This window comes from Streptomyces sp. NPDC052020 (assembly GCF_040680575.1).
Taxonomy (GTDB): Bacteria; Actinomycetota; Actinomycetes; order Streptomycetales; family Streptomycetaceae; genus Streptomyces.
Window position 1 is genome coordinate 1 of record NZ_JBFAWY010000032.1, and the last position, 15543, is coordinate 15543.

The window sequence follows — 15543 nt, forward strand, 5'->3', positions numbered from 1 at the left end:
GCTCTGGCCTTGTTCGACGCGGCGTTGGCGGCTGAGGACCCGGTGGTCGTCGCGGCGCGCTTCGACCAGGCCGCGTTGCGCACCGCCGCGGGGGAAGGCCATCTGCCGTCCCTCCTCGCCGGCTTGGTCAAGCAGGTGAACGGAGGGGCGGAGCCGGCGGGACCCGTCAGCCTGAAGGCGCGGCTCGCGGAGCTGGCCGAACCGGAGCGGGCCCGGCTGTTGCTGGAAACCGTCCGGGGCGAGGTGGCCGCAGTGCTCGGACACGACTCGGTGACCGAGGTCGACGTGGAGGACGAGTTGATGGATCTCGGCTTCGACTCGCTCACCGCCGTCGAGCTGCGCAACCGTCTCCACGCACTCACGGGCCTGCGGCTGAGCAGCACGCTCGTCTTCGACTACCCGACCACCCTGGAGCTCGCCGAGTACCTGCACACGGAACTCATGCCGTAGGGTCTCGCAGCGCCCGTCAGCGTCTGCGGCGGGAGCGCCTCCCGCAGGCTGTACCCACGCCGATGGCCGCACCTCCGTCGAGAGGTGCGGCCATCGGCGTGTGGGGCCGCGCGAGGGGCGTGGGCGCTCAGTGCTCCCGCCGGTACACCTCCAGCAGCGAGGGCCCCTGGAAGAGGTACTGCGGCTGAGGCTCCGAGACCACCGCGTCGATCCCGAACGTGTGCACGTACTCCTGCGCGAAATGGCACCCGGAGACGGCGAAGACGACCAGGCGGGTGTCGTTCTCGCGGGCCGCGGTCACCAACGACTCCAGCGTGTCGCTGGCGAGCGTCTCGCCGCAGACCAGGGCCACGTCGGCGTCGGCGACCAGCTCCGCGCTGTGGTCGCCGTGGTGGACCGGCACGCCCAGGATGCCGTGCTCGATCAGCTCCTGGTCGAAGTCGCTGGCGGACAGCGTGACGTTCTCCCGCTGGAGCAGGTGGACGAGGTTGCCCATGACGCCGATCTGCGCGATGCGCTTGCCGCCGCCGGTGCGGCGCAGCTGGCGCAGGGTCTCCTCGACGATGATCTCCGCGCGGGCCAGGGCCTTGTCGGAGGGGCGTCCGTCGATGACGAGCCGGCGCCGCGGGTCGCGCGGGAGTGCGCCGAAGGCCGCGTCCAGGATGGCGATGCTCTCCTCGTCGGTGCGGCCGACGGTCTCGCGGGCGTCACCGCCGATCAGGGCGTCGGCGTCCGCGTCGACGGAGACGGTGCCGAAGTCGGCGTAGCAGCAGCCCTGCCGAACCGTCTGGGCCATGACGAAGCTGTAGACCATGAACCGCTCGTACGCGGTGGGCTGGGAGCGGTAGTCCACGCCCCACAGGGCGCGTAGACGGAAGTCGTCGTCGGGTACGTCGTGGCCGCGCTCGGCCACAATCGTCCGCAAGGTGTCGATGATGCTGTGCACGGATGGGCTCCACGGCGGTGAGGGAACGGGATCAGACGGTGCTGTGCTGCTCCGGGGCTGCGGAGTTGCGGACGGTGCCCCAGCGTTTCGCCGTCGACTCGTGGATGAACCAGATGTCGTCCTCGGTCAGGCGCTGGGAGACCACTCCGGGGAAGGCCTCCTCGAAGTACACGTACGGCGGCCGGTTCTCCACCTGTGGGGAGTGGTAGTCGAGTCGGTCGGCCATGCCGTGGGCGCGGGTGATCGCGGTCGCCGGGTGGTAGGTGAGGATGTTGGGGCTGGCGAGGCCGAGCAGGCCGTCGTCGATGAGGAGGCCGACTTCCTGGACGGTCTCCTCGATGGTCTCCCTGGTCTCCCCTTCCAGGCCGAACAGCACCGAGCTGCCCGCGGGTATGCCGGCCTCGCGGATCAGTTCCAGGGCCCGGCGGACCTTCGCCTTCCACGGCCTGCCCGCGATGCGGCGCACGTTCTTGTGCACGTGCTGCATGACCTCGGCGGCCATGCTCTCGATACCCATGTAGATGTATGTGCAGCCGGCCTCGCGCATGGCGGCGAGCACCTGGCGTACATCGTCCTCCTTGTGCAGGGCGGTCATGAGATCCACGGTGACCTGGGCGCCGAACTGTAGCCCGCGCAGCCGCTGCCAGTCGTCGTCCTCGGTGATCCACTTGCGGCAGGCGGGAGGCAGGTCGTCGGGACCCTGGGCCTGTCGTACGGCGCTGAGCTGGTCGCAGAAGGCCCGGATGAGGGGGAACGTGCCGGACCAGAAGATCGAGTCGTCGAAGAAGACCGCCTCGGCTCCGTAGCTGACGTACTCGCAGACCCGCTCGACGGCGACGGCAGCCGGATCGCGGCCGAACCTCTTCAGGCCGCCGACCACGGTGGCCGCCTCGGAGCAGAAGTCGCAGTGGTACGGGCAGGCGTTGGACACCGTCATGTGGGCCGTGCGGGCAGGGGAGCCGTCGGCGAGCGGGAAGACGGGGAAGCGGGACCGGATCGCGAACCCCTGGTAGGGGGAGGGCAGGTCGGCAAGGTCGAAGGCCGGACCCCGGACCGGGAAGGCGTGCACGGTGTCTTCGGTGATCCCGCAGATCAGGGAGGAGCCCGGGCTGCGCTCCCCGGCCTCGCCGAGCAAGCGGAGGATGTCGACGACGTCGGCGGGGCGGGCTTGATCACGGTCCAGGTCCATGGCGAGGGACACGGCCCGCAGCAGCAGGTCGAGGGCGTAGTAGCCCTCCCCGGCCACGAGGAAGTCGACCACGGGGCCGACCCGCCGGTCGTCGATCGCCCGTAACGGACTGCTGTACTCCACGACCAGTGTTCCGGTGCCGGGCAGGTACCGCATGGTCTCGTCGATGTGCCGGCCGCCGAGGATCACGAGACAGTGGGGCAATTCCTCCTTGGTGACTCGGGCCATCTCCAAGGCGTAGCGATTACCGGGCGAGACGGTGCTGACGAGCAGGACTCTGGGGCGGCGGCGGCGCAGTTCCGCGCGGAAATCCGCCTCCGAGCGGTCGTCCCAGACCCGGGGATCGAAAACGGTGTGGTCGGCGACGCTGTCGTCCGCGTTCCACGCCCGGGGTGAATGGTCGGCGGCGAGTCTGTCCCCGCGGCTGGGCACGGTGCCCCAGTCGGGACACAGGTCGCTGAACGGTGAACCGGGCCCCGCCCCCCGGCGGGCCGAACGCAGCGCGTGGTCGACCGCGACCGACAGCGCGGCGTACAGGCACATGGGGTCACCGGGATAGGTGATCTCGCCTTCGGTCGACGTCATGACCGGGGCGAGTACCGCGAGAACGGGATAGCGACGGGTGTCCCAAGGAAGAAGTTCGCTTCCGGTACGTTCGACCAGTTCCGCCAGGCGGGACTTCCGTAGCCGGTCGAGACGTGCGCGTTGAACGGGTGACACGTCATCTTCCGCTAGCAGACAGGTGTGTATGACAGTACGGCGTGTCAACAAGAGAATTCCTCCAGACCAGCCTGTGGCGCCTCGGACGCACGTCGCCGAAAATTAGCCCAACGAACTGCGAGTGAAATCGTCGGCAGAGCTGGAATTCCGCCCGGCCGACGATTTCACTCTTCGTTTACTGGAGACTCGGCTCGGCCCGACCAGACTTGCTCAGGTGGAGGCGGCCATCCAGAAAGTAATCAGCCTGGTACTTCTCGCGCCATGCTGAGGCAGTCGTGGATGGCCCTGGGATTCTCAGGGAATGCTGACGCGGTGTATCCTGGGCGGCGTGAGCGGCGTCCGGCAATGCTGGGCGTGCGGGGCGCCGACCGGCAGGTGGATGACGAGTTTCAGCGGCTCGGGCGCGGCCTGGTGCCTGAGATGGATCCTGCGCATGGTCACGGCGCCGTGAAGTGGATGGCGCACCTTGCACTGGCTCGCCCCCTGGCTGCCCACCGCGTGCTCGTCCCAGTAGCGGCGGAAGTGGGGGCTGGCCTCGGTGAGGTCCCGCACCAGAGAGGTGACCCGGGCGGTGTCCCGGCATTCGAGGGCATCGGCGCGGAAGCAGGCGACCAGTCCTCTGGCCTGCTCCTGCCAGTCCACGAAGCGCTCCCGCGCGCACTTCGAGGTGAACATCCACATCAGCAGGTTGGGCCGGGGTACGGAAGGCGTGGCGAAGTTCCCGAACCAGTCGATCGTCTCGTGGTTCCAGGCCATCAGGTCGCCGGCCTGCGAACACAGGTACGCGGGAAGCGGGGCGAGCGACTCGACGATCTGGCTGAGGTTCTCCACGACGGCCGAACGCTGGCCGGACTGCGCCGTCGGCGGTGGTGCGGGATACGACAGGTTGAAGAGGTATAACCGCTCGTCTTCCGAGAGCCCCAGTATGTCGGCGAGGCTGTCCAGCACCTCGTGCGAGGGGGAGATGTCCCTTGCCTGCTCCAGGTACGTGTACCAGGTGGGACTCACGCCGGCCAGCACAGCGACCTCTTCCCGGCGTAGTCCTGGAGTGCGTCTGCGCGGTCCCTTCGGCAGGCCGACCGCCTCTGGCTTCATCGACTCGCGGCGGGTACGCAGAAAATGAGCACGTTCCCGCCGACGGAACTCGGAATCAGACATCCTCGCCCCCGTAATGTCTCAAAGTGACAACAGAAGGTAACTCGCTGCTGCCGAGGTCTGCAAGGGAGCCCGGTTCGTTCCTGCTTCGATGAAGGGGGTGAAGAGTCAACCGGGGAGGAGTGGTGGGTCTGCAAAGATTTCGCCAGGAGGGGCTGGATCTGGCCAGTGACGCGTTAATCCGGCCAGGTCCGCGTCCATGGAAACGCACCGACATGGGCACCAATGCCCATAAGTCGTCGTGGTACGCGGAGTACCAGGCTGTTGGCTTCCTGTATATCCCGCGTGCCCGGTTCTATAGTGGCGACACGCTGTCACGCGCGCTCATGACCCCGCGGCGAACGGACACGGAATCCCTGCCTCCGACAACACCGTTCGGGTCCGTGGGAATGCGCGGCGCCGGCCTCGCTGTGCCGATCGTCTTCCGGCTCCAGCGGGCGGCCGGGCCGGTGCGGCACTGCTCACCCCGGTAAGTATCGGAACTGCCGCGGTCAGCCTCCCCGTCGGCAGCCCCGCTGGTCGATCGCCGCGTCCGCGAAAGCGCTGCCCGCCTCGCGCGGTCTGGTCCTGCCGGGACGCCTCAGCCGTCACAGGACGCCGCGGCCCCGCGCAGGGCCGCGGACGCGCTCCCGACGACGGGGTCCCCGTGCCCGAAGCAGGCGGTGTCCACCTCCAGTTCGGCGAGTCGGTGCAGTGAGGCGATCGCGCGGTCCCGGTCCGTGTTGAAGACGCCCACCATCGTCCGCCCGCCCGGGTTGGCGAGCGCGTCCCCGGTGAACAGCACACCCGTCTTCGGCAAGTACAGCGCGATGCTGCCATCGGTGTGCCCGGGAACGCTGATCACGTGGGCCCCGCCGCCGAAGTCCAGCACATCGCCCTCGTCGAGCACCCGGTTCACTTGTGCCGGTGGAGCGGACGGCAGCGGAGGCTTGGTCTCGTACAGTGTCCGCTCCCACTCGGGCGCTCCCGTGAACGCGGGCCGTGCCGCGAGGCTCTCCCCGCGGATGACCGCCACGTCGAGGCGGTGCGCTATCACCGTCACGCCGCCCCAAGCCTCGATCTCGGCTGCCGCACCCGCGTGATCCTCATGCGCGTGCGTCAGTACCACGCGGTCCAGATCTTCGACGGACCAGCCCAAGTCCTCGATCGACCTGGCGATCAGCTCCCCCGATCCGGCTGTCCCGGTATCGATCAGCGTCAGTGAGTCGGCATCCCGCCACAGATAGGCGTTTCCGATCTCGAAGTCGATCTGGTACAGCCGGGGCGACAGTTTCACGGTGCGCATAACATCTGCATAGCCCCTGAAGCCGCATGGATAACGGCTTTTCGTGCAAAGCATAATTACTAAGCAAATAGTATCAACTAATGAGAATGCCTCAATGTGACATGGCCATGTATCCCCGGGCGGGCCGCAGTCGGCTGCCCAGGTCAGAAGGTGAGCGCCACTCGTCCCCGCAGGCCGCCCGCCTCGGCAGCCGGTGCCCTCGGTCTGCCGCGGACTCGATCGGCCAGCCGTCGGCAACGCCCGACGAGTCGGGCCACGGATGCGTCGAGCCGCCCGCTTTTCCCGGCTGTGTGAGATGTCGTGAGACGTGAGAAGGTCTGGGGCGTGAGTGAGACACCGTCGAACACCCTGCAATACCGCTTTGACGGGCCAGGAGAGGCCCCGGTCCTGATCCTGGGCCCCTCACTGGGTACCACCTGGCACAAGGCATAGAACCCTTCCGAGGGGTTCCGCGCAGTCCGGACCAGACAGCGCCGCGAAGTTGCAGGTGAACGGCTCTCGCTCCGTCTCACTCCGCGGAGAGTGTGACACCTCGTGACATGACGAAGCCCCGGCCGGTGACGACCACCGGCCGGAGCCTCTGTCGCTGCGTCAGGCGTCGCGGTCCCGCGGTCTCTCTTCACGGGTCTTGATCACCCGCAGTCGGTCCGGCTGTCGCGAGGTCCACCGGTCCGGCCCGTACTCCGGCCGCAGCACCCGCGTGGCGCCGCCGCACACGTCCGCCACGATCCCGCGCCGGTCGGCGTCCTCGTCGTGGATCAGGTCGCCCGCCCACGCGCGCCGCTTCTGCTCGCCGGTCATTCGTGTCCCTTCCCGTGCAGCTCCGCCCACACCCGTTTCCCCCACGGCAGCGGCTCGCTGCCCCAGTCCTCCGCCAGCTTCGTCACGAGTGCCAGGCCGCGACCGCCTTCGTCCTCGGGGCCCGACGCCTTACGCGCCGGCGGAGCTTCGAGAAGTCCACGACGCCGATGCGCACGCGCCCCGCGCCGGGGCGGTCGACGGTCACCGGGATGGACTCCCGCCGGGCGTGCTGCACGGCGTTGGCCACCAGCTCGCAGACGATCAGGGCGCCGTCCTCGGCCAGGTCGTCCAGGCGCCACACGGCACACGCAGCGCGGACCGGGCGCCGGGCGGGCGCGGCACTCTCGGGTTGACGGGGCAGAGTCTCGCTGTACCCGGGGTGTCCGGTCCCGCGAGCCCGCGTTGTAGGTTGCGGCATGTCGGTCTGCTTCCTCAGATCGGCCAAGCCCCGGGGCCGGTCGCACGGCCGCCGGGGCGCTGTCCGCTCATGTAAGCGACATGCCTGGAACGCTGACAGGGGCGCAACGTCCCACTTTCACCACGCTATTCGCAGACCCCCAGAAACTCCGCCAACGGCCGCAGGCCTGGAGGGTGATGGGGAAGCGCCCACAGGTCGCGCACGATCGCCACGGCCAAGGTGTGGTGCTGCATCCACGTCGGCGCCACACGGCGCAGGGACTCCAGGGTCTTCACCGCTCCGGCCGCATCCCCGGTGTCCGTGTGGGCGCGGGCCACATCCAGCAGCAGCCACGTGCGCCACGACGGAGGCGTGTCCTTGCTGAGCCGCATACCCTTTGCCAGAGCTAGGGCGTCCTGCGGGTGCCCGTACTGCACTGCGAGCCGGACGCGTTCGATGCGGACCGATGAAGGGCTGAAGACGCTGACCATGCGAGTGTCTCCGCCGTCGGGCAACTTCGAGACTCGGGCGGCTTCCTTCTCGGCCGTCTCCATCATCGCGGCTGCGCGCTCGTAGTCGCCGCTCCGCGCGGCCGATGTGGCGGCGCTCATGGTCAGCGCACCCCACACCTTCAGGCCATCGGCCGTACCCGTATGGCCCGCGTTCGCCATGTCGTCGGCGGCCCGGAGGGCGATACCCAGAGCGTCTTCCAGACGGCCTTGCCGCTGGTACGTCCACGCCGTGGAGTTGAGGATCATCGGCAGTAGCAGCGGATCGGAAGACTGTCCGGCAGCGTCTATGGCGCGTTCGAGGCTGATCAGAGCGAGGTCCGTCTTACCCATCCGCACGGCTACGTGCCCGGCGAGCTGAAGTGCCTTCCCCAGAGCCGCGAAACCGGCCCTGCGCTCGTCGTCGTCGCTGCCCGATGCGGTGGCGGAGCGCGCATCCGAGATCAGGTCAGGCAGTGCCTTCATCACCGTGTCGAACTCGGCAGAGTGGTACTGCGTCCAGCCGTCCGCGATCTGCTCACGCAGGCTGTTCATGGAGAAGTCGGGCCCGGGCGGCTCAGGCGCCGGGCCCCAGAGCGCGGGCATGATGGCACGGCGGACCGCCACGAAGCGGGGACCGTCGTTCTCCCCGGTGGAGGACACGGCAGGCGGATCCCCGAGAAGCGTGGTCAGCTCCACACCCAGACCGTTTGCCAGGGCGTGCAGCGTGGGCAGACGCGCCGAATGCTTCCGTCCCTGTTCGAGCTGACGGATCACGTCAACGGATACGGCGGAGCGCTCGGCCAGCTCCTCTTGCGTCAGAGATGCCAGACGACGCAGACGGCGAAGGGTCTTTCCCAGGTCTTCGTTTGCCACGCTGCCACGGTACGCCCGCCGTGCGCAGGACAGGGGGATGAGCCTGGCCCGCAAGGACGCCCTGAACCGTGCCGTGACGCGCCGCCTGGTGACCGTGAACGTGGCCAGCGAAGTGCACATCCCGCTGAAGGCCAGAAAGGCGGAACGGAAGACGAAGCCGGTCGTGCAGCCGTGGAACGCCACGGAGGTGGGCGCATTCGTCGCCGCGATGAAGGGGGACTGCCTGTACGCGCCGCTGCTGCTCTCCCTGATGGGTCCTGCGCCCGGCGGAGGTCTGCGGGCCTGCGGTGGTCGGACATCGACATAGACGCGGCCACGCTCAGCATCGCCGACACGCGAACCATGGTGGGCAACCGCACGGTGGTGGAGAAGGACACCACAAGCATGGCGGGCGAACGCGTGCTGCCGCTCCCGGCCCTCGTGCGCGAGGCGCTGAAGACGTTCCGCGCCGCGCAGACGGCGGAGAAGTTGGCGACAGGCGAAGGTTACGACGGCGTGGGCTGATTGTATTGCCCTGTGAGGTTGAGGCCGCGCTGAACGGCCGGCAGCTCCGGGTGCGGGCCTACAAGATCATGGACGAAAACGGCCTTCGCAGGGTCCGTCTGTACGATGCTCGGGCGTCGTGCTTGACCTACCTGGCGAACAACGGGGTGCCGGATCACCTGCTTGCCATGTGGGCTGGGCACACCCACGTGAAGACGACCAAGAAGTGGTACGTGAAGCCGGACGTGGCCGACCTGCTTCCAGCAGCGGAGGCATGGGGAGGTCTCGCGGGGGAGCGTGTGACAGATCGTGACAGATGAAGGTGTGAACCCGTGAGCGAGGCCAAGATCGATACGCTGCAATACCGCTTTGACGGGCCAGAAGACGCTCCTGTCCTGATCCTGGGGCCGTCCCTCGGTACCACCTGGCACAGGTTGTAGAGACCGTCCGGGGGCGTCTGCATCGGTCCAGCGTGGGCACGAAGTACCAGGTCAGGGCAGTCTGGTCCGGGAGGGAACGCCCAGTTGGTGATAGCTGTGTGATAGGCGAGTGATATGGCGTGGCCCCGCGGGGGGCCGTCCTGCCGGGACTTTGAGCCGAGCCGTGAGACGACGAAGTCATCGGAGCGCTCCGGTGCGGCTTCGTCTGAGATCGGCTGCGCTGGCGCGTACGATGCGGTTGGCGGTTCATGCGGTCTGTGTTCCTGTGACGCTTCCAGGGTGCGTCGCCTACTTTGCGATTGCACTCGTCGGGGCAGCAACCCGTGTATTCCTGGCGTGCGTTGTCAGTGCCCCCTTGTACCGTCCGGATGTGCCACGCAACCAGCGCTCCTTGAGCGACCAACAAGCCCAGTGGGTACTCCAGTCCATCGCCGGCGGCCACGTCACAAGGGCGGAGGCTGCAGAGGAACTGGGTGTATCCCGCGCGGTGATCGACGGCATCGTCGGGGGCCGGAGCTACCGTCACCTTTCCCGGCCTACGCCTCTGCCGCTACCACGACCGCGCACCTACCGCGGCAGCGCAGAAGCACCAGAGCGCAGAGCCTTGCGGGAGGCGCAATTCTGGACATCAGTGGACACGTCACCGGGCGAAGCTGAATGCTGGCCCTTCCTCGGCCCGCTCAATATCGACGGCTATGGCCAGTACTACGCCGGACGGACCCTGATCGGTACCGTCAGTGCCCATCGAGTTGCGTATGTGCTGGCTCATGGCCTGGCCTCGAACCTTCCCGCACACAGGCTCGTCCGGCATCTATGCGCCAACCCCCGCTGCTGCAATCCGGCACACCTGACGGTTGGCTCGCAGCGCGACAACATGACGGACCGCTTCCGCCTTCATCGGAACCGGCCTGGCCCGCACCCGGTGCGAACTTTGACTCCACCACCCCCCGGCGGGTGGAGGGTGATGAGCGGCGACCTGAAAGAGCTGGCACGAAAGACACTCGAGGCGGAGTTCTGGCGGAAGATCGACCGCAGCGGCGGCGACACGGCCTGCTGGCCCTGGATGGCCGCGAGCCGGCATGACTTCGGATACGGCTTCGTGTATTGGGAAGGTCGTCACACACAGGCTGCCCGGGTCGCCTATGTCCTGCACCATGGTCTGACCCTGGCGAGTCTTGGCAGCGATCTTGTTGTCCGGCATCTGTGTCCGGGAGGCAGTAATCCGGGCTGCTGTAACCCGCACCATCTCAAGGTGGGGACACAGAAGCAGAACATGCATGATCGTCTGGCGGAGGGCAAGTACGAACGGGGAGACGACCACTTCGCAACCAAGGTGTCCAACCGGGAGGTCAGGGCGTTACGGGAGGAGTACTGGAACGCTCCTCATGGGAAGCGGCCTAAGCTCGAAGCCCTTGCCCAGCGGCATGGCGTGTACTGGGGGACCATTCATCGTTGGTTGCGCGGAGCCGGCCGCCAAGAAGCAGGTGGCCCCACCGGCGAACTGGAGCCTGAGGCGGAGGCACGAACAAACCATGCACGCGGCGAAGCTCACCGCATGGTGAAGATCTCAGACGCCCGAGTGCGCGAACTGCGCGAGACTTACTGGAACATGCCCACAAAGCAGCGGCCGTCCACCGTGTCGCTAGCCGCACGGCTGGGCACAGACTCCAAGACCGTATGGAACTGGTTGCACGGAAAGTCGCGGCTTTCGGCGGGTGGCCCCACCAGCGACTCTGTGGAGAACAGTGGGCAGCAATCCGGGCAAGAGCCCCTACCTGATCGGCAGTCGTGACGAGCTGTACTAGTGTCAGCGGGATCCCTCGGGTTCGATCACCGCCGTTCGGCTCGGAACCAGCCCGCGACCACGCAGAAGATGTCGGCGCCCGCCGATGCGGCGGCGTCGCCAGTCGCTGGCTGACACCGAGGCCGTGGAGCCCTGAGCGCAGGGCCGCGGGGACGGCCGGAGGCAGGCAGGCGGGATCGGTGGTGACGAGCGTCGGCTTGATGTCCTCTGTGCCGCGCACGCATTGCATGTGCAGACCCTGCCCGTCGAGGGACACCACCCAGATCCCGGAGGCGGTCCGCACCACACGCCCGTGCCTGCCGTTTCCGTAGGCGTGCCAGGCGGGGTGGTCGGTGGTCAGAACGGTGGCCATCGAAGACTCCTCGGGTGGTGCGGACAGATCGCCCCTAGCCTCTCGCGTCACACAAGTGCTGCGAGACCGGATCAGCATCAGTCGATGAGGTGGTGCCTGATCAGGTAGCCGCGCATCTGCTCGTATTCGCTGAGTGTCGCGGGCCGGGACTCGACGGCTTCCTCCCCTGGAGCGGCTGGGTCCGGCCAGGTCTCCTTGGGCGGCATGAGGTCGTCGGCCGCGTGGGAGGACTTCTTGCGGCGTGGGCCGCGAACGAACAGGGTGACGGTGTCCGGCTCCATCACGGCCTGGTGCACCATGGTGTGCCCGAGTGTGTACGCGGTGCCGGGCCGTTCGACAGTGACGATGGCCGGCTCCAAGTCGTCGCCGCTGAAAGGGCCGTACCAGCCGTTGGTGCGCCGCCGGACCACGTGCACGTATCCGCCGGTGAGAATACGCGTGGCGAAGGTGTAGCAGTGGTCGTGCGGCACGAGCTGGTTGTCCAGCCGCGGCTGCATGTTCAAGCGGATCTCGAAGCCGCGGTCGGGTGCCTGGTAGAGCGACAGCCTGTTCAGCAGGAGCGTGACGTGCTGGCCGCCAGGCGTTCAGAGTCGTTGGGGATCTCGTGTACCAGGCGGGACAGCAGAGGCCGGTCCTGGGCGAGGCGGTCCAGTAGCCGGCGGCTGGTGCGCTGCACCAGGCGCAGATCGGGCGTCGTCAGCGATGGCACGGCGTCGAGCCACGTCGTCGCCCTCATCGCCGGCCATCCCCTGCCATGCCGGCCGCTACCTGGCCGAGTGCTCGGCGGGCCTTTTCCACCGTGGCCGCGTGCTCCTCGCCGACCACCTTGTCGGCCGCTTCGAACTGCGGCGGGACACTGACCAGGACCTGCACTGCGTCAAGGCTGCTTTCGGTGGCGCAGAGCGTTCCCGGGTGCACGGTGAAGACCTGCTCGGGGCCGAAGGTTCGTGCGTACTGGCAGCGCTGCGGCGTGCTTCGTGACTGTGCGGGGCGACAGGCGCGTCTCGGCAGCGACCTGCTCGATGGTCAGCCCACGGGCGAGGTAGTCGGCAAGGCGCGCTTGAGCCGGGGACAGCCGGGTGATCGGACCGATGGAGGCCGGCGGATGGACTGGCTGGGGCTGTCGGTCGGGCGTGAGCGTATCGGAGGGAGCGGTGCTCATCGGGGGGCTCCTGCTGCGGTGGTCTTGCTGTCATTGGTGAGTTGGGACAGCTCGCGAACGGCGGCGGCCAGGCAGGCTGCTCGCCATATCTGCTCCCCGCTGTCCGTGGGCTGCTCGGCGAGTGCGGTGATGGCGGTGCGCCGAAGGAAAATCTGTACGTCGCGATTGCCCTGGTGGTGCTGGGTGGCCTGGGGGATGAGGTGTGCCGCAGCGGTGATGAGTGTGCGGACGAGGCGGTCCACGGCATCAGGAGGTGGCGTCCTCCGGCGGGTCCACCAGGTGCGTGCCTGGCGGCACGTCGTGAGGACTTCCGCCCCGGTCAGGTGCGGCGCGCTGGTGGAGGCTGGTGAGGAGGTGGTCAAGATCGGAGGGGGGCGCGACGGGGAAGGGCTGGGCGGGGAGCACAAGGACGCGCTGGCCGGGGCGGCGCTCGACGACGTTCTGGTCTTCCAGCATGCGCAGGGCAGTGGTGATCTCGGCGGGCGCCGAAAACCAGGGTCAGCGCGAGCGACCGAGAAGGGGCAGTACCCCTCGTGCCAGCTGTCGGTTTCCCAGCGCCTGGACCACGTACTGAACACCGGCGGCGTCTTCGAGCGGGCGTGGCCGATGACCTTCGCCCCCAGGGATGCCGATAAAAAGCGTCCTGATGCCGATAAGCCTCCCCGCAAGGGGGCGGAGGGCGCGGTTCAGCTGCAGTGAGGCCCCAGCCTGGGCAGTGACGAAGTACCTCCTCGCCTTGGCAGTCCTGGATCCGTGGACCGACGCGTGTTTCTTCAAACCAGCGGCCTGGCTGTCATTGCCCCCATAGACCTCGCGCAGACTTTCGCCCCGTCCGAGCTGGCGGTGCCCGACGCGATCAGTTCCCACAACATCGACCAGGTTCAGGAAGTAGCGACCGCCATCAGCAGCTGGGACAACGGCTACGGTGGCGGAGGCATGGTGGGCGACGTCGCCGGCCGGGCCATGCAGTGGGCGGTCGGACTCCTCAATGCCCAGTGCCCCGAGGCCCTTCGTTCAGAGCTGTTCGCTGCCGTTTCCCGACTTGGCATCGTCGTGGGCGCCTCGGCCTTCGACTCCCACAACCACGACTACGCCACCAGGACCTTCCAGTTCGCGGCGAACTGCGCCGAAGAGGCGGGAGACTGGCACCTGCGCGCCAAGGCGTACTCGTTCCTCGCGCGACAGGCCATGTGGCTTGGTCAGCCTGACGACGGACTTACCCATGCCGAGAAGGGTCTGGTACGTTCCGATCGGCTTAGTGCCACGGAGCGGGCCATGCTCTACACGGCACGGGCCCGGGCGTTCGGAAAGATGGGCAACGTCCGCGACTGCATGGCCGCCGTCGGTGAAGCCGATGAAGCGTTTGCCCATGCTCGTCCGTCCGAGGACCCGTCATGGATGGCCTACTACGACGTAGCCCAGCACAACGGCGACACCGCGCGTGGATTGTTCGACCTGGTGATCATTGCGGACCAAGATCCGGGAAGGGCGGCTAGCCGCTTCCAGAGGGCTGTGCAGGGGCACTCAGACGCCTACAAGCGCTTTCGCGCTATTTCTCGCACGAAACTGGCGGCCCTCATCATGGCGAAGGGCGATCCGCGCCAAGCGGCTGTCATCGGAAACGATGCCTTGAACGAAGTGGGGCGGCTTACCTCCCGTCGCGCCGCTGACGACCTGGGCCAACTCGGGGCGTTCGCTGCCAAGCACTCCAAGGTGGCCGAAGCTGTCGCCCTGCGGCAGCGCATCGCCGCTACGGTCTCCACATGAGGAAATCGGCAGCAGCGCCCGCCCGCAAGGTGCTCGAACAGGCATGCGTCGCTGCGGGACTCGACCCTAGCGACGCCGAGCCGGTGCGGCTGGCGGAGAACCAGATATGGAGACTGCCAGGGCAAGGCGTGATCGTCCGCATCGCCCGGAGCGGGCAGACCGGTGCTGCGTTCCGAGAAGTACGCGTTGCCCGCTGGCTCGCCGAGAAGGGTGTGCCAGCCGTCCGTCTTGCCAACGTCAGGATGCCGATCGAGGTTGGTGGTCGACCCGTCACCTTTTGGCAGAAGCTACCACCACACCAGCACGGCAGCCATACGGATGTGGCACAGCTGCTTAAACATCTCCACGCCTTGCCCCCGCCGGATTTCGAACTCGGTTACCTGGACACCTTCGTGCGTATCGGCGAGCGCCTAGAGGCAGCAGTCACGTTGCCCAGCGCGGACCTTGAGTGGTTGAAAGGTCTGCACCAAGAACTGGCAGACGCGTGGGCAGAGCGCCCACCAGGACTCCCGGACTGTGCTGTGCATGGCGACGCCTGGCCCGGCAACCTGATCCGCACGGCCGAAGGGCCGCTGGTGATCGATCTAGAGCGTTTCTCCCTGGGCCTTCCTGAGTGGGACTTGGTTCAACAGCCGTACGGGCACGCACGACTGGTGCCGTCACGTCGGTGGAGTATGACAAATTTTGCGCCGTATATGGATACGATGTAACGGAATGGGCCGGTTGCTCGCTTCTGGCTGGTGCTCGGGAACTCCGAATGGTGGCATACGCCGCACAGCATGCCGCTAGCAATCCTGAGTGGGCAGAACAGGCCCAATATCGCGTGGACTGCTTGCGGGGCCGCCGGGGGCCACGCCCGTGGCAGTGGAAGGGCATCATGTAGCGCGTCGGAAAGGTCGACGACCGCTTCCGCCGGCGGCTCCTTGGCCGCGATGGGCAAGCCGCGAGCGAGGAGGAGGTCGCCGCGGTCGTCACCGGCTACCAGCGGGTGTTCTCCACTCTCGCGGACTACACCAAGGTGATCACTCTCGACACGACGGGCCGCGGACTCCCGTCAGCCGAGTGAAGGCGGCAGGAAGCCGACCCGCCGGCCCGAGCCCACGGTTCCCGCTAGGCTGCGGCAGCACCCGCTGTATCGCTCCGGAGGCGGCTGTTGATCTTGCCCGCTTCGCTCCAAGCGCTTGGTCAACATCTTGACTGGTCAGGCATTTGACCGTAGAATGGTGGC

Annotated in this window: 18 protein-coding genes and 2 pseudogenes; 10 read left to right on the plus strand and 10 right to left on the minus strand. The window is 67.5% G+C overall.

Features of this window, described 5'->3' with window-relative positions; all coding sequences use genetic code 11:
* Positions 1–450 (plus strand): acyl carrier protein (locus AB0L74_RS26880; RefSeq protein ID WP_365657532.1); only part of this gene is annotated, 450 nt, incomplete at its 5' end.
* Positions 451–577: 127 nt separating this feature from the next.
* Here AB0L74_RS26880 and AB0L74_RS26885 read toward each other — a convergent pair.
* The 4 genes from AB0L74_RS26885 to AB0L74_RS26900 all read right to left on the minus strand — a co-directional run bounded on the left by AB0L74_RS26885 (position 578) and on the right by AB0L74_RS26900 (position 5745).
* The gene (locus tag AB0L74_RS26885; RefSeq protein ID WP_365657534.1) at positions 578–1396 is read right to left on the minus strand and encodes a DUF364 domain-containing protein; all 819 of its coding nucleotides are present in this window, start codon (positions 1394–1396) and stop codon (positions 578–580) included.
* A gap of 31 nt (positions 1397–1427) precedes the next feature.
* Positions 1428–3170 (minus strand): radical SAM protein, encoded by a 1743-nt coding sequence (locus AB0L74_RS26890; RefSeq protein ID WP_365657537.1) that lies wholly within the window; start codon positions 3168–3170, stop codon positions 1428–1430.
* Between the two features lie 429 nt (positions 3171–3599).
* Entirely contained in the window at positions 3600–4463 is an 864-nt protein-coding gene (locus tag AB0L74_RS26895; protein ID WP_365657539.1) for a helix-turn-helix transcriptional regulator, read from the minus strand.
* Between the two features lie 577 nt (positions 4464–5040).
* Positions 5041–5745 (minus strand): MBL fold metallo-hydrolase, encoded by a 705-nt coding sequence (locus tag AB0L74_RS26900; protein WP_365657542.1) that lies wholly within the window; start codon positions 5743–5745, stop codon positions 5041–5043.
* Positions 5746–6069: 324 nt separating this feature from the next.
* Here AB0L74_RS26900 and AB0L74_RS26905 point away from each other — a divergent pair.
* Positions 6070–6168 (plus strand): annotated as a pseudogene (locus AB0L74_RS26905) (3-oxoadipate enol-lactone hydrolase); the annotation flags it as partial.
* Positions 6169–6336: 168 nt separating this feature from the next.
* On the opposite strand, the gene AB0L74_RS26910 reads toward AB0L74_RS26905, so the two are convergent.
* The 3 genes and pseudogenes from AB0L74_RS26910 to AB0L74_RS26920 all read right to left on the minus strand — a co-directional run bounded on the left by AB0L74_RS26910 (position 6337) and on the right by AB0L74_RS26920 (position 8307).
* On the minus strand, positions 6337–6546 hold the full coding sequence (locus tag AB0L74_RS26910; protein WP_365657545.1) for a hypothetical protein: 210 nt from the start codon (positions 6544–6546) through the stop codon (positions 6337–6339).
* A pseudogene (locus AB0L74_RS26915) lies at positions 6543–6964 on the minus strand (ATP-binding protein). Before AB0L74_RS26915 ends, AB0L74_RS26910 begins: the two are co-directional and overlap by 4 nt.
* A gap of 125 nt (positions 6965–7089) precedes the next feature.
* Positions 7090–8307, minus strand: coding sequence for a helix-turn-helix domain-containing protein (locus tag AB0L74_RS26920; protein ID WP_365657548.1), 1218 nt, complete (start codon positions 8305–8307; stop codon positions 7090–7092).
* 37 nt (positions 8308–8344) lie between these two features.
* Between AB0L74_RS26920 and AB0L74_RS26925 the strand changes: the two genes are divergently transcribed.
* The 4 genes from AB0L74_RS26925 to AB0L74_RS26940 all read left to right on the plus strand — a co-directional run bounded on the left by AB0L74_RS26925 (position 8345) and on the right by AB0L74_RS26940 (position 11022).
* On the plus strand, positions 8345–8614 hold the full coding sequence (locus AB0L74_RS26925) for a hypothetical protein (RefSeq protein ID WP_365657550.1): 270 nt from the start codon (positions 8345–8347) through the stop codon (positions 8612–8614).
* A gap of 35 nt (positions 8615–8649) precedes the next feature.
* Positions 8650–8811, plus strand: a complete 162-nt coding sequence (locus AB0L74_RS26930) for a hypothetical protein (protein ID WP_365657553.1) — start codon at positions 8650–8652, stop codon at positions 8809–8811.
* Positions 8812–8879: 68 nt separating this feature from the next.
* Complete coding sequence (locus tag AB0L74_RS26935) at positions 8880–9110, plus strand: hypothetical protein (RefSeq protein WP_365657688.1); 231 nt, start codon at positions 8880–8882, stop codon at positions 9108–9110.
* Between the two features lie 490 nt (positions 9111–9600).
* On the plus strand, positions 9601–11022 hold the full coding sequence (locus tag AB0L74_RS26940; RefSeq protein WP_365657556.1) for an HNH endonuclease: 1422 nt from the start codon (positions 9601–9603) through the stop codon (positions 11020–11022).
* Between the two features lie 441 nt (positions 11023–11463).
* Here AB0L74_RS26940 and AB0L74_RS26945 read toward each other — a convergent pair whose 3' ends face one another.
* Together AB0L74_RS26945 and AB0L74_RS26950 are read right to left on the minus strand one after the other, a co-directional pair.
* Positions 11464–11889 carry a hypothetical protein gene (locus AB0L74_RS26945; RefSeq protein ID WP_365657559.1) on the minus strand — a complete coding sequence of 142 codons (426 nt, stop codon included), beginning with the start codon at positions 11887–11889 and terminating at the stop codon, positions 11464–11466.
* A gap of 47 nt (positions 11890–11936) precedes the next feature.
* The gene (locus AB0L74_RS26950; protein ID WP_365657562.1) at positions 11937–12122 is read right to left on the minus strand and encodes a hypothetical protein; all 186 of its coding nucleotides are present in this window, start codon (positions 12120–12122) and stop codon (positions 11937–11939) included.
* Between the two features lie 71 nt (positions 12123–12193).
* Between AB0L74_RS26950 and AB0L74_RS26955 the strand changes: the two genes are divergently transcribed.
* Positions 12194–12367 (plus strand): hypothetical protein, encoded by a 174-nt coding sequence (locus AB0L74_RS26955; RefSeq protein ID WP_365657564.1) that lies wholly within the window; start codon positions 12194–12196, stop codon positions 12365–12367.
* A 177-nt stretch (positions 12368–12544) separates the two neighbouring features.
* On the opposite strand, the gene AB0L74_RS26960 is transcribed toward AB0L74_RS26955, so the two are convergent.
* Positions 12545–12790 (minus strand): hypothetical protein, encoded by a 246-nt coding sequence (locus AB0L74_RS26960; protein ID WP_365657567.1) that lies wholly within the window; start codon positions 12788–12790, stop codon positions 12545–12547.
* Between the two features lie 94 nt (positions 12791–12884).
* On the opposite strand from AB0L74_RS26960, the gene AB0L74_RS26965 reads away from it, so the two are divergent.
* The 3 genes from AB0L74_RS26965 to AB0L74_RS26975 all read left to right on the plus strand — a co-directional run bounded on the left by AB0L74_RS26965 (position 12885) and on the right by AB0L74_RS26975 (position 15025).
* Positions 12885–13247, plus strand: coding sequence for a hypothetical protein (locus AB0L74_RS26965; protein ID WP_365657570.1), 363 nt, complete (start codon positions 12885–12887; stop codon positions 13245–13247).
* 66 nt (positions 13248–13313) lie between these two features.
* Entirely contained in the window at positions 13314–14315 is a 1002-nt protein-coding gene (locus tag AB0L74_RS26970) for an XRE family transcriptional regulator (RefSeq protein ID WP_365657573.1), read from the plus strand.
* The gene (locus AB0L74_RS26975) at positions 14312–15025 is read left to right on the plus strand and encodes an aminoglycoside phosphotransferase family protein (RefSeq protein WP_365657576.1); all 714 of its coding nucleotides are present in this window, start codon (positions 14312–14314) and stop codon (positions 15023–15025) included. Before AB0L74_RS26970 ends, AB0L74_RS26975 begins: the two co-directional genes overlap by 4 nt.
* Positions 15026–15543: the final 518 nt, after the last annotated feature.

What these genes read in the sequence shown, in the direction of transcription:
- AB0L74_RS26910 (WP_365657545.1), bottom strand. Translation starts at nt 6,546, where the DNA reads ATGACCGGCGAGCAGAAGCGGCGCGCGTGGGCGGGCGACCTGATCCAC.
- AB0L74_RS26950 (WP_365657562.1), bottom strand. Translation starts at nt 12,122, where the DNA reads ATGAGGGCGACGACGTGGCTCGACGCCGTGCCATCGCTGACGACGCCC.
- AB0L74_RS26975 (WP_365657576.1), top strand. Translation starts at nt 14,312, where the DNA reads ATGAGGAAATCGGCAGCAGCGCCCGCCCGCAAGGTGCTCGAACAGGCA.
- AB0L74_RS26900 (WP_365657542.1), bottom strand. Translation starts at nt 5,745, where the DNA reads ATGCGCACCGTGAAACTGTCGCCCCGGCTGTACCAGATCGACTTCGAG.
- AB0L74_RS26895 (WP_365657539.1), bottom strand. Translation starts at nt 4,463, where the DNA reads ATGTCTGATTCCGAGTTCCGTCGGCGGGAACGTGCTCATTTTCTGCGT.
- AB0L74_RS26935 (WP_365657688.1), top strand. Translation starts at nt 8,880, where the DNA reads ATGGACGAAAACGGCCTTCGCAGGGTCCGTCTGTACGATGCTCGGGCG.
- AB0L74_RS26925 (WP_365657550.1), top strand. Translation starts at nt 8,345, where the DNA reads ATGAGCCTGGCCCGCAAGGACGCCCTGAACCGTGCCGTGACGCGCCGC.
- AB0L74_RS26890 (WP_365657537.1), bottom strand. Translation starts at nt 3,170, where the DNA reads ATGACGTCGACCGAAGGCGAGATCACCTATCCCGGTGACCCCATGTGC.
- AB0L74_RS26930 (WP_365657553.1), top strand. Translation starts at nt 8,650, where the DNA reads ATGGTGGGCAACCGCACGGTGGTGGAGAAGGACACCACAAGCATGGCG.